Annotated in this window: 13 protein-coding genes; 6 read left to right on the forward strand and 7 right to left on the reverse strand. The window is 70.8% G+C overall.

Annotated features, from left to right (window positions below; translation table 11 throughout):
* Positions 1 to 3 precede the first annotated feature (3 nt).
* Genes E7742_RS13005 through E7742_RS13015 form a run of 3 tightly spaced genes read left to right on the forward strand, consistent with a single transcriptional unit; the run spans position 4 to position 1,105 of the window.
* Positions 4 to 405 carry a DUF1707 SHOCT-like domain-containing protein gene (locus tag E7742_RS13005; RefSeq protein WP_137799321.1) on the forward strand — a complete coding sequence of 134 codons (402 nt, stop codon included), beginning with the start codon at positions 4 to 6 and terminating at the stop codon, positions 403 to 405.
* Positions 405 to 746, forward strand: a complete 342-nt coding sequence (locus tag E7742_RS13010; protein ID WP_137799322.1) for a hypothetical protein — start codon at positions 405 to 407, stop codon at positions 744 to 746. The genes E7742_RS13005 and E7742_RS13010 overlap by 1 nt, the downstream gene beginning before the upstream one ends.
* Before the next feature lie 5 nt (positions 747 to 751).
* Complete coding sequence (locus E7742_RS13015; protein WP_137799323.1) at positions 752 to 1,105, forward strand: VanZ family protein; 354 nt, start codon at positions 752 to 754, stop codon at positions 1,103 to 1,105.
* A gap of 10 nt (positions 1,106 to 1,115) precedes the next feature.
* Here the strand turns inward: E7742_RS13015 and E7742_RS13020 are convergent, their stop codons facing one another.
* From E7742_RS13020 to lat, 3 genes are all read right to left on the reverse strand, one after another.
* Positions 1,116 to 1,931, reverse strand: coding sequence for a tyrosine-protein phosphatase (locus E7742_RS13020; protein WP_137799324.1), 816 nt, complete (start codon positions 1,929 to 1,931; stop codon positions 1,116 to 1,118).
* Positions 1,932 to 2,010: 79 nt separating this feature from the next.
* The gene (locus tag E7742_RS13025; protein WP_137799325.1) at positions 2,011 to 3,561 is read right to left on the reverse strand and encodes an MBL fold metallo-hydrolase; all 1,551 of its coding nucleotides are present in this window, start codon (positions 3,559 to 3,561) and stop codon (positions 2,011 to 2,013) included.
* A gap of 109 nt (positions 3,562 to 3,670) precedes the next feature.
* Positions 3,671 to 5,011, reverse strand: a complete 1,341-nt coding sequence (gene lat / locus E7742_RS13030; protein WP_137799326.1) for an L-lysine 6-transaminase — start codon at positions 5,009 to 5,011, stop codon at positions 3,671 to 3,673.
* 65 nt (positions 5,012 to 5,076) lie between these two features.
* Between lat and hglS the strand changes: the two genes are divergently transcribed.
* Positions 5,077 to 6,327 (forward strand): 2-oxoadipate dioxygenase/decarboxylase, encoded by a 1,251-nt coding sequence (hglS, locus tag E7742_RS13035; protein ID WP_137799327.1) that lies wholly within the window; start codon positions 5,077 to 5,079, stop codon positions 6,325 to 6,327.
* A complete protein-coding gene (amaB, locus tag E7742_RS13040) occupies positions 6,324 to 7,853 on the forward strand; it encodes an L-piperidine-6-carboxylate dehydrogenase (protein WP_137799328.1) in 1,530 nt (509 codons plus the stop codon). Before hglS ends, amaB begins: the two co-directional genes overlap by 4 nt.
* 19 nt (positions 7,854 to 7,872) lie before the next feature.
* Here amaB and E7742_RS13045 read toward each other — a convergent pair whose 3' ends face one another.
* From E7742_RS13045 to E7742_RS13055, 3 genes are read right to left on the reverse strand one after another with little or no spacing between them, the layout of a single operon-like run.
* Complete coding sequence (locus tag E7742_RS13045; protein WP_137799329.1) at positions 7,873 to 8,700, reverse strand: SDR family oxidoreductase; 828 nt, start codon at positions 8,698 to 8,700, stop codon at positions 7,873 to 7,875.
* Positions 8,697 to 10,163 (reverse strand): flavin-containing monooxygenase, encoded by a 1,467-nt coding sequence (locus tag E7742_RS13050; RefSeq protein ID WP_137799330.1) that lies wholly within the window; start codon positions 10,161 to 10,163, stop codon positions 8,697 to 8,699. Before E7742_RS13050 ends, E7742_RS13045 begins: the two co-directional genes overlap by 4 nt.
* Complete coding sequence (locus E7742_RS13055; RefSeq protein WP_137799331.1) at positions 10,160 to 11,110, reverse strand: patatin-like phospholipase family protein; 951 nt, start codon at positions 11,108 to 11,110, stop codon at positions 10,160 to 10,162. Before E7742_RS13055 ends, E7742_RS13050 begins: the two co-directional genes overlap by 4 nt.
* Before the next feature lie 61 nt (positions 11,111 to 11,171).
* Between E7742_RS13055 and E7742_RS13060 the strand changes: the two genes are divergently transcribed.
* Positions 11,172 to 11,807 carry a TetR/AcrR family transcriptional regulator gene (locus E7742_RS13060; protein ID WP_137799332.1) on the forward strand — a complete coding sequence of 212 codons (636 nt, stop codon included), beginning with the start codon at positions 11,172 to 11,174 and terminating at the stop codon, positions 11,805 to 11,807.
* Here E7742_RS13060 and E7742_RS13065 read toward each other — a convergent pair.
* Positions 11,801 to 12,166, reverse strand: a complete 366-nt coding sequence (locus E7742_RS13065; protein WP_254698998.1) for a hypothetical protein — start codon at positions 12,164 to 12,166, stop codon at positions 11,801 to 11,803. The two genes, E7742_RS13060 and E7742_RS13065, sit on opposite strands and share 7 nt — an antisense overlap.
* Positions 12,167 to 12,254: the final 88 nt, after the last annotated feature.

Genomic DNA, 12,254 nt, shown 5'->3' on the forward strand with positions numbered 1-12,254 from the left:
GCCATGTCCGACCTTCCGGAGATCCGCATCGGCACCGCCGAACGCGAACACGCGCTCGAGGCGCTGACGCAACACTTCTCCGACGGCCGGCTGACCGTCACCGAGTTCGACGAGCGCAGCGGCCGGATCGCGGCGGCCACCACCCGCGGACAGCTGGACACGGTGTTCGCCGATCTGCCGTCGCTCACACCGTCCACGCCGTCGAAGGTCGCTTCGGAGCCCGAGGGCGCCGACCGTGAGAAGACGTGGCGCAACACCGTCATGGCGGTGATCCCGTTCGTGGCGCTGGCACTGTTCTTCGTGGTGCCGATCGACAACAGTTGGCTGTTCTTCCTCCTGATCCCCGCGGCCGCGGCGATCCTCTTCGGCGGCAAGGACGGCAGGAGAGGACGCGGCGGCTGCTGATGGAACCGATCGAGATCAATGCCGGCTCCTGGTATCTGCGCGCACTCCGCGCCGACGAGCGCGTCGACGACCGCCCCGCGCTGCGCGACGGCGGTGTCGCCGATCCCGGCTACATCGCCGAACGCACCCGGCAGTGGGAGATCGAGGAGCACTTTTCCTGGGCGGTGTGCGAGCCCACGACGGGTGAACTGCTCGCCGAAGTGGGTCTGACCCCCGACGGCGGCGACGGCGTCCTGAGCGGCTGGGCACGCGCCGGCCACGCCGACGCCCTCGCGACGGCCACCGACGCCGTCCGGCGTTTCGCCGAGGGCGCGCTCGGCCTCGCGGTCACGGGACACTGACGCCGATGCTCGACCGATTCGACACGCGCTACGTGCCGCTCGCCATCGCCACCGTCATCGTGCTGGTGATGATGTTCTCCCCCGGCTCCACCGTGCCGAGCGGACCGGAGAACAGCGACAAGGTGACGCACGCGCTGATGTTCGCCGCGCTCGCCGTCACGTCCCGCTACGCCCGCATCGGTGCCGCGTGGACGGCCGCGTGGCTGCTGGTGTTCGCGGGGCTCTCCGAGGTCCTGCAGGGCGCGTTGCCCATCCAGCGCAGCTGTTCGGTGTGGGACGCCGCCGCTGACGCCGTCGGCATCGCGATCGGCCTGGTGGTGGCGCGGGTGCTCGCCCGGCCGCTGCGGATCTCGGCCTGACCGCGGCCGATCAGCCCTCGAGCAGGTGTGCGCGCAGCGCGTCCTGCCCGGCGGCGTCGATGCCGAGGCCGTCGGCGAAGTAGCCCTCGATCGAACCGAAGCTCTCCCGCATCCGGCCCAGCGCCGCCTGCAGGTACTCCGGCCGCACACCGAGCACCTGCTTCAGCAGTTCCGGGTCGCCGCCGGCGGCGGTGAACTTGTCGAACACCGACGCGAACGACGGCAGCAGCTGACTGTTGGTGAGCAGGTAGTCGTGGAAGACGTCGTCCTCGTCCACACCCAGGAGCAGCAGCAGCGATGCCGTCGCCCAGCCGGTGCGGTCCTTGCCGGTGGTGCAGTGCACGAGAGCGGGGAGGGTCTCGCGGGCGGCCAGATCCGTGAACAGCGTGCGGTACGACGCGACGGCGCTCGGCAGCGTGACGAAGTCCCGGTAGCTGCCCAGGAAGTACTCGACCGCCCGGTTCTCGCCGAGCATCGAGACCGCGATCGACGGGTCGGACATGACCGCCTGCATCTGCGCGGGGACCGACCGCAGGGCCTTGTCGGCCAGCACGTCCAGGGGCACCTCCCGCGCCGCCGGCGGCACCCGGTCGGGCGCGGCCTCCCGCTCGGAGTGGGTGCGCAGGTCGAAGACCGTGACCAGGCCGAGGTTCGCGAGCCGCGGGGCGTCGTCGACGGTGATCTTGCTGAGGTCCGTCGAACGGTAGTAGCGCCCGAACCGGACCGTGGCCCCGTCGCGGGTGCGGTAGCCGCCGATGTCGCGCAGGTTGGGGACGGATTCGATCGGGATGCTCGCGCCGGGCTTCGCTCCGGGGAAGGACGTCATGCGCTCAAACTAGACGAGCCCGGCCGCCGAGGCTCGTAGAGTCTCGGCGCCGGGCTCGCGTGGCGGGCGGTTCGCCGGGTCAGCTCAACTTCTTCGAGCGCAGCTCGTGGCCCTTGGACGTCTTGCAGCGACCGGATTCGAGGTCCCACTGCCAGCCGTGCAGGTTGCACGTCAGCGTCGAGCCGTCGACCACACCGAACTTGCTCAGATCCGCCTTCAGGTGCGGGCAGCGGCGCTGGATCTCGAAGCCGCCCACCTCGATCGACGCGCTGTCGTCGTGCGCCTCGGCGAACCAACCGTCGGCGTACGCGATGCGCTCGTCGGTGAGGCACTTGAAGAACGTGTACAGGAACTCGTTGTAGCCGCCGACGCGCCAGGCCTCGAAGCGGGTGGACAGGAAGATGGTGTTGACCCAGTCCGGCTCGTCGTCGCGCAGCACGGTGCGCACCAGCTCGGGCGCGATGCGGAAACCGTAGCGGTACTTGCCGTCACCGTCCTTCGGTTCGCGCACGGTGCGGTTCGGGAAGTCGAGGACGACGGTCTCGTCGCCCATCACCAGGCCCACGGGGTAGCCGATGCCGTCGCAGATCAGGTCCGACTGCGCCATGATCGGCTCGAACTTGGCCTTGAGCGGACCGAGCAGGGGCTCGCCCTCGGCGGGCGCCCAGGTGGCCTTCTCCGCGGCGATGACCGGCGCCATCCGTTGCGCCATGTCCTCGATGTAGGCGGCCTTGTCGGAGAAGATCTTCTCGACGTCGGCATCGGGGATCGGGTGCGCCAGCGCGGCCTTCTCGCCGTGGATGTCGACGGTCGAACCCGGGATCATCAGCAGCCCGCCGTCGTTGCCGTGCAGGCGCATCTGCTCGAGGAACACGATCTGGTCGGGGAAGATGTTGCCCTCGTCGCCGTGGTCGTCGTTGAGGTCCCGCAGCGCGGCGTCGAGAAACACCGGCGGACCGGCCGACGGCACGACCCACGTGGCCCCGACCTGCTCGATGTAGCTGCGGCAGCGATCCATGCCGCGCTGGCGCTTCTGCTTGCCGAAGTTGCGCTTGGTGCCGGCCGGGATGTCGTAGACCATCGGGTACCAGATCGCGCCCGAGTACTGCAGCAGATGGATGTCGACCTTGCCGAACGCCTCGAGCATCGGGTCCATGTCGACCGGGCGGGCGTCGTTCATGTTGAAGCACACCGTCTCGCCGTCGGAGACGACGAGGCCCGAGTCGCCGATGGGGCCGTCGGCCGGGGCCCGCAGCGCCATGATCATGATGTCCAGGTCGCCCTTGGGACCGGAGACCGTGTGCCTGACCGAGTCCTCGGTCTCGAAGAACTTGGTGAAGCCCAGCTTGCGCAGTTCGCGTTCGAGGTCCGGCACCGGGTAGTCCGGTAGCAGCACGGTCGCGTCCTTGTTGACGTGCGCCGTCAGCGTCTCGGGGTCGAAGTGATCCTTGTGCAGGTGCGAGACGTACAGGTAGTCGACGTCGCCGAGCGCGTCCCAGTCGAGCCCGGTGTTGTCGGGGAACGGGAACCACGACGCGAAGTACGCGGGGTTCACCCACGGATCGCAGAGGATCGACCCCGCTTCGGTCTGGATGTGGAATCCGGCGTGTCCGACGCTGGTGATCTGCACTCGTCTGCCTCCTCGATAGACCTCGACAATCGTAACGAGACGAAACCGCCGCCCTCGCCGGCGCACCGCCGATGTGGGCCGAAACACCTGGTATCGGGGACTTCGGTCCCTAACCGGCCACGCGGGTGAGCACGCGGTTCAGCGCATCGACCGCGGCCTCGAGTTCGGCGACGGTCACCGTGAGCGGCGGCCGGAACCGGATGCCGCGCTCCCCCGTCGCGAGGAACAGCACGTGCTCGCGCTCTCGGAGCTGGACCACCACCCGGTCCCGCAGCTCCGGCGTGGCCAGCGTGATCGCGCACATCAGCCCGCGCCCGCGCGGTTCCGTGACGGCCGGGTGTGTGGCCGCCAGTTCCTCGAGCCGGGCGAGGAGATGCCGCCCGCACAGCCGCGCGCGGTCGACCAGTCGGTCCTCCTCGATCACCTCGAGCAGGCGGCGAGTCCGGACCATGTCGGTGAGGTTGCCGCCCCACGTCGAGTTGATCCGTGAACTCACCGCGAACACGTTGTCGGGGATCTCGTCGACGCGTCCGCCCGCCATGATCCCGCACACCTGGGTCTTCTTCCCGAACGCGACGACGTCGGGACTGATCCCCAGTTGCTGGTAGGCCCACGCGGTTCCAGTGAGCCCGCAGCCGGTCTGCACCTCGTCGAGGACCAGCAACGCGTCGTGCTCGCGGCACAACTCGTGCATGCGCCGGAAGAACTCGGGCCGGAAGTGGTGGTCACCGCCCTCGCCCTGGATCGGTTCGGCGACGAAGCACGCGATGTCGTGCGGGTGCTCGGCGAACGCGCGCCGGGCCTGCGCCACGGCCTGGTCCTCGGCACCTTCGACGTCGCGTCCGTCGGCCAGGTACGGCGCGTCGATCCGCGGCCACGCGAATCGGGGGAACCGCGCGATCTTGGCGGGATCGGTGTTGGTGAGCGAGAGGGTGTAGCCGCTGCGGCCGTGGAACGCCTCGGTCAGGTGCAGCACCCGGGTCCCGAGCGCCGGGTCGCGGCCGTACGCCTCGTTCAGCCGGCTCTTCCAGTCGAATGCAACCTTGAGTGCGTTCTCCACCGCGAGGGTGCCGCCGTCGACGAAGAACAGGTGCGGCAGCGCCGGGTCGCCGAGGACCCGGGCGAAGGTGTCGACGAACCGCGCCATCGGCACGGTGTAGACGTCGGAGTTGCTGGGCTTGTTGACCGCCGTGGTGGCCAGTTCCCGGCGGAACGCCGCGTCGTCGGCGAGCGCCGGATGGTTCATCCCCAGCGCGGACGACGCGAAGAACCCGAACATGTCGAGGTAGCTGGTGCCGTCGCGCAGGTCGACCAGCCGCACCCCGCGGGAGTTCTCGAGGTCGAGGACGAGGTCGAATCCGTCCGTGAGCATGTGCGCTCGCAGGACGTCGTGCACGCGCCCGGCCGGGAGGTCCGAGTCACCGGCCGCCGGGCGGACCGCGGTGCTCATGTCCCCAGGCTACGTCACCGCTGCCGCCCCCGTCCCCGTCACCGGACTCGTACGATCGAGGGGCGATGGCCGAAATCCACGAGCTACGGTCGAGATTCGCTGCGGCGCTGTCTCGCATGTACGGCCGTGAGGTGCCCGCCTACACGACGCTCGTCGACGTCACCGAACAGGTCAATGCGGACTTCCTGGCGGCGCACCCCGCCTCGGCGGAGCGGTTCGGCAGCATCGCGCGCGTCACCGCCGAGCGACACGGTGCGATCCGCGTGGGCACCGCGTCCGAATTGCGCGATGTCGCCGACCTGTTCGCCGGTTTCGGCATGTATCCGGTGGGGTTCTACGACCTGTGCGACGCCACGCCGCCGGTGCCGGTGGTTTCCACCGCGTTCCGGCCGATCGACCCCGCCGAGCTGGCCCGGAACCCGTTCCGGGTGTTCACGTCGATGCTGACGACAGCCGACCGGCGGTTCTTCGACGCCGATCTGCAGCAGCGGCTCGAGGCGTTCCTGGCTCGGCGGCACCTGTTCCCGGACGTCCTGCTCGCGCTGGCTCGGCGCGCCGCCGACGACGGCGGCCTCGACGAGCCGCAGGCCCAACGGTTCACCGCGCTCGCGACGGCGGTGTTCGAGCTGTCGCGCGAACCGGTGGACCGGGCCTGGTACCGCGAGCTCGAGCAGGTGTCGGCGGTGGCCGCGGACATCGGCGGCGTGAGCGGCACGCACGTCAACCACCTGACACCGCGCGTCCTCGACATCGACGACCTGTACGCGCGGATGACGGCGCGCGGGATCGCGATGATCGACCGGATCCAGGGCCCACCGCGGTGGGCCGGGCCGGCCGTCCTGCTGCGGCAGACGTCGTTCCGCGCGCTGGCCGAGGCCCGCCGCTTCGCGTTGCCGGACGGCTCGGTCGTCGACGGCGAACTTCGCGTGCGCTTCGGTGAGGTGGAGGCGCGCGGAATCGCGCTCACCCCGTCCGGTTGCGCGCTGTACGACGAGCTGCTGGACGCGGATCCGGCGAATGCGCACGGGTTGTGGGACAGCCGGTTCCCGGCATCCGAGGACGAGTTGGAGAAGCTCGGGATGGGGTACTTCACCTACCACGACGGGGTCCGTGCGCCCATCGTCTACGAGGATTTCCTGCCCCGGTCCGCGGCCGGGATCTTCCGGTCGAACCTCGACCGCGACACCGCGGCCGCCCCGGGCGAGGCCGGCACGGTGTACGACCTGGGTGCCCTCGCCGCCATCGTGGGCCGCGAGGTCCACGATCCCTACGAGTTGTACCGCCGTCAACAGCAACGCTCAGGAGGTCCGCCATGACCCGTCCCGGAAGCGGCACGTACGCCGCGCACGCGATCGCCGCGCTCAGCCGGTGCGGCGCAAAGCTTCCCGAGATCGCCGGCGACGCCGGTCCGGCCCCGCTCACCGCGCGCACTCCCGTCGACGGTTCGGTTCTGGCGTTCCTGCACCCGAGTACGTCCGCCGACGTCGACGCGGCCGTCGCTCGGGCGCACGAGACGTTCGCGGCCTGGCGGCTGGTGCCGGCGCCGCGGCGCGGGGCGGTGGTGCGCCGTCTGGGCGAACTGCTCACCCGGCACAAGGCCGACGTGGCGGACCTCGTCACGCTCGAGGTGGGCAAGATCCCGTCGGAGGCGCTGGGCGAGGTGCAGGAGATGATCGACGTGTGCGAGTTCGCGGTCGGTCTGTCACGGCAGTTGTACGGGCGCACGATGGTGTCGGAGCGCCCGGGTCACCGGTTGTCGGAGACGTGGCACCCGCTCGGGGTGGTGGGTGTGATCTCGGCGTTCAACTTCCCGGTGGCGGTGTGGGCGTGGAACACCGCGCTCGCGCTGGTGTGCGGCGACCCGGTGGTGTGGAAGCCGTCGGAGGTCACGCCGCTCACCGCGATGGCGTGTGACGCGTTGCTGCGCCGCGCGGCCGCCGAGTCCGGCGCCCCGGAAGGTCTGCACCACGTGGTGCTCGGCACCGCGGTGGTCGGTGAGCAGCTGGTCGACGACCCCCGCGTCGCGCTGGTGAGCGCCACCGGTTCGGTCCGGATGGGCCGGGCGGTGGCGCCGCGGGTCGCCGCCCGGTTCGGTCGCTGCCTGCTCGAGCTCGGCGGCAACAACGCCGCGGTCGTGACTCCGTCGGCGGATCTGGATCTCACGGTGCGGGCGGTGGTCTTCGCCGCCGCCGGCACCGCGGGCCAGCGGTGCACGACGCTGCGCCGGTTGATCGTGCACCGATCGGTGGCGGACGAGGTGACGAACCGCATCGCCGACGCGTATGGGCAACTGGCGGTGGGCAATCCGTTCGACGACGGGGTCCTGGTGGGGCCCCTGGTCTCCGGGGCGTCGTACCACGCGATGCACGCCGCGCTCGACACCGCACGCGCCGACGGCGGTGTGGTGGTGGCGGGCGGGAAGCGGGTGGGCTCCGGCGAGTCGTTCTACGTGACTCCCGCGGTGGTGCGGATGCCGGGCCAGACCGCGATCGTCCGGGCCGAGACGTTCGCGCCGATCCTGTATGTGCTCACGTACGACACCTTCGAGGAGGCCATAGCCCTCCACAACGGTGTGCCACAGGGTCTTTCGTCCGCCGTCTTCACCACCGACCAGCGCGAGGCGGAACGGTTCCTCGCCGTCGACGGCTCCGACTGCGGCATCGCGAACGTCAACATCGGCACGTCCGGTGCGGAGATCGGGGGCGCGTTCGGCGGCGAGAAGGACACCGGTGGGGGCCGCGAGTCCGGTTCGGACGCGTGGAAGTCGTACATGCGCCGCGCCACCAACACCGTCAACTACTCGGACGAGCTGCCGCTCGCGCAGGGCGTGGAGTTCGGGTGAACGACGCGCCGCCCGCCCCTCACTCGCCTTCGACCCGCCGCAACCGGGCGTCGTAGTCGGCGCGGGCCGTGGGGTCGACACGGGTGAGCGCCCGCTCACCGCCGACGGCGCGGCGGATCACGCGCATCAACCGTTCCGGCGTCACGGCCAACCCGAGGTCGAGCGCAGCGAGGTAGCCGGGCACGGGGGTCTCGGCGCGCCGGGTCCGGACGGTGCGGACGACCGCGGCGGCGACGTCCTCCGGGTCGACCGTCGGCAACCCCTTGCCGAGCGGGATGCCCGACGTGAGCGTGGTGCGCACGGCGCTCGGCAGTACCGTCGACACACTGACGCCGTGGTCGGCGAACTCGAGCCGCGCCGCGGCGGAGAGCCCCACGGCCGCATACTTGCTCGCGTTGTAGACGGCCAGGCCGGGGATCGCGATCTTGCCGGCCAGCGACGCGATGTTCACGACGTGTCCTCGTCCGCGTTCGATCATGCCGGGCACCACCGCCCGCATCCCGTGGATCGGACCCCAGACGTTGACGTCGATCGTCATCTCCCCGGTCGCGTCCGGCTCGTCGAGAAATCCGCCGACGGGCATGACGCCGGCGTTGTCGACGAGGATGTCGATCGGCCCGACCTCCGCGACGCACGCGTCCCACGACGCTCGCGACCGCACGTCGAGCACGTGCGCGGTGCCCAGCCCCGCGGCGACGTCCGTCACCGCGCCGCGGTCGATGTCGGCGAGCGCGACGGTGGCCCCGCGGGCCGCGAACGCCGCGGCGGTGGCACGCCCGATGCCGCGGCCGGCCCCGGTGACCAGCACGCGTGCGCCCGCGATCTCGATCGCGGGGTACCCGGTCACGACGACATCCCGGCCGACGTCAGGTACGCGGCATCGTCGAAGTTCCGCAGCCGCTCGCGCATCCGGCCGGTGGACCACGGCCAGTTGAAACTGTTGCGGCCGTTGACGTCCAGGAAGTAGCTCCGGCAACCGCCCGCGTTGTAGACCGTGGTGGCCAGCGCCTGCTGGACCTCGGCGTTGAACGCGGCCTGCACCTCGGGCCGCGTCTCCACCCGGGTCCAGCCGGCGGCCCGCGCCGCGGAGATCGCCGCGGCCAGGTAGTCGAGTTGCGCCTCGAGGATCATGAACGCCGACGTGTGCCCGGTACCCAGCGCCGGTCCGAGCAGCACGAAGGCGTTGGGGAACCCGGCGATCGTCGTCCCCAGGTAGGCCTGCGGGCTGCCCTTCCAGTGGTCGCCCAGGCTGCGGCCGTGCCCGTCGAACACCCGGCTCGCGATGGGCATGTCGAGGATGTGGAAGCCGGTGCCGAAGATGATCGCGTCCACCTCCCGCTCCTGCCCGTCCGCACCGATCACCACGTTCCCGCGCACCGCCCGCACGGCATGGGCGTGCACCTCGACCTCGGGGCGGGTCAGCGCCGGGTAGTACGTGTTGGACATCAGCAGGCGCTTGCAGCCGAGCGTGTAGTCCGGGGTCAGGGCCTCCCGCAGCTGCGGGTCGCGGACCTGCGCGCGCAGTTGGATCCGCCCGATCTGCTGGACGACCCGCAGGATCCACGGGTTGCGGAACCCGACGCCGAGCGCCTCCATGATTCCGTACTCGATGCGTCGCAACGCCTTCAGTGCGCCGGGCACCGAGCCCAGCACGGAACGGACCGGGGCGGGCAGCGTTGTGTCGGGTTTGGGCAACACCCACTGCGCGGTGCGCTGGTACAGGTGCAGCTGCCGCACGTGCGGCGCGATCTCGGGCACGAACTGCACCGCCGACGCGCCCGTTCCGACGACCGCGACGCGTTTGCCGGTGAGGTCGTAGTCGTGGTTCCAGCGCGACGAGTGGAACACCTCCCCGGTGAACCCGTCGAGCCCGGGGATGTCCGGGATCAGCGGCTGATTCCACGGTCCGGCGGCCGTGATCAGGCAGTCCGCGGTGAGGGCGCCCGCGCTCGTCTCCAGCGCCCACCGGTGCTCGGCCTCGTCCCACCGCGCCCGCAGCAGTTCGGTGCCGAACAGCACCCGGTCGTGGACGGCGTGCGCGGCCGCGGTCCGTTCGATGTAGTCGCGGATCTCCCGCTGCCCCGCGAACAACCGGCTCCAGTGGCCGTTGGGCGCGAACGAGTACGAGTACAGCGCCGACGGGACGTCGCACGCGCACCCCGGATACGTGTTGTCGCGCCATGTCCCGCCCAGCGCGTCCCCCTTCTCGAGGACCAGCACGTCGGTGATCCCGAGCCGCTGCAGCCGGATCACCGCGCCGATGCCGGAGATCCCGGCGCCGACGACGATCACCTCGTGATGATGCTTCATGCCTGTTCTCCCGTCGTGGTCACGGCCCGCGCGACGGCCGCCCGGGTGCTGCGCAGTGCGTGCTCGAGCGTTGCGAGCCGCCGGCGCTCGTCCATGAAGTTCGGCCCCATCACGGCCAGGTCGTCGGCGGTCGCGTCGAGCCTGATCACCCGGGTACCCGACGCTTCGACAGCCGCGACCTCGGTGTCCAGGCCGGCGCTCATCCAGTTCCGGAGCACCAGCCGCTCGAGGACCGCGGGCCCGCGCCCCGGCATCCGGCCGCGGGACGCCATCGGCGCGAGCACGACCACCTCGTCGAGGCCGCGGCCGGCCAGCAGATCGGCGGAGGCGGTGGACGCGGCCCCGCCGTCGACGAAGCGTCGGCCCGCAATCTCCACCGGCGGCATCCAGCCGGGGATCGCCCACGAGGCCCGCAACGCCTGCGACAGCGAGGCCGCGGGGGCGCCGGAACTACCGAAGGCGACCCGCTCACCGGATGCGTAATCCATTGCCACGAGCCAGGTCTGCGGATGCGGCACCCACCCGCGGCCGCCGGCGACGCCGACCGCGAGCCGGTCGAGCCACCCCGCGTCGCCGCCGCCCTCCGGCAGCAGACCGCTGAGACCGGTGACCGTAGGCAGGCCGCGACGCACCAGTCCGGGCGACCCCAGCCGCGGCCGCGGCAGGGGCGGGAAGCGTCCCGGGGCTCCGGCGAGATGGCCGGACAGGGTCGGGTGGGTGGACTCGCCCAGTTGCATCGCGAGGATCTCGTCGACCCCGATGCCGGCGCCGAGCATGGTCACCAATTCGGCACCGGCGGAGGTCCCCACCAGCACGTCCGCATCGCGCGGGTCCCAGCCCAGCGCGTCCCGCACCGCGACCAGCGCGGCGACCGTCCAGGCCGCTCCGAGCGTTCCCCCGCATCCGATGACCAGACCCCGACGGAGATGTGTGTCACTCGACGTCATACGCAGAAGCTAACAGAATTCAGATACCGTCGGTACCCCAAACTTCGGAGAGAATGAACGAATGCCACGTTTGACCCGATCGGAGAGTCAGGCCCGAACCCGCGCCGAGCTGCTCACCACCGCACGGGATCTGTTCCTCACCGACGGCTACGCCGCCACCTCGCTCGAGAAGGTCGCCGAGACCGCCGGCTACTCCAAGGGCGCCGTGTACTCGAACTTCCGCGGCAAGAAGGAGCTGTGCCTCGAGGTTCTGGACCTGATCCACTCGACGAAGTTCGAGGAGGTCGCCACGCTGCTGTCCGAGGAGCGTGCCGACCTGGAGGCGCTCCTGGTGCGACTGCAGGACTGGGCGGAGAAGACACTGGGCGACGTGGGCTGGACGATGCTCGAGTTCGAGTTCATCGCGGCCACGCGGCACGACCCGGACGTGCGGGCCGCGCTGACGTCCACGCTGGGTCTGGCGCACGGCACGGTCGTCACGTTGCTGAACTCGCTCACCGCCACGGCGGGAGTGCGGTTACCGCTGTCCGCCGAGGACGCCGCGCGCAGTGTGCTCGGTCTCGGTGTGGGGCTGGGCATCCAACGTGCCCTCGACCCCACCGTGTCCGCCCGCATCGTCATCGACAACCTGCGTGTCCTGCTCCGCTCCGGCTCGCCCCTCCCCGACTCCGGGGCGAGCGTCCGGGCGGGTCAGTAGAGGGTCTCGACGAAATCGAAGATGGCGGGCTGCACCGCCGGATTGGCGTTGCCGATACCCGTCGCCGCACCGATCGCGCCGCCGATCGCCGCCCCGGGGAGGCAGCCGACGAACAGGAACAGCACGCAGCCGACGGCGGCGCCGACGCCGGCACCGATCTGGGCGTTCATGGCGCCACCGTTGAACCAGCCCTGTTCGATCTGCCGGACCATGTTGTCGTAGGCGTCCTGACGGGCGTCCACATACTGCACCGCCGGCGGCTGGTCCGGCGGTGCCGGATCGGCGTGAGCGGTACCGGTGGCGACTCCCAGCGCCGCGATGGCGAGCACGGACACGGCCGCAGTCTTGTGGAGTTTCACGGGGAGCTCCCCTCCTTGCAGGAAGACGGCCCCGACCTGGTCAAAGACCGTCCGGAACACCTTCAGAGTAATGAGTGCGGAACGGTCT

The organism is Rhodococcus sp. SGAir0479, assembly GCF_005484805.1.
In the GTDB taxonomy this organism is placed as follows: Bacteria; Actinomycetota; Actinomycetes; order Mycobacteriales; family Mycobacteriaceae; genus Prescottella.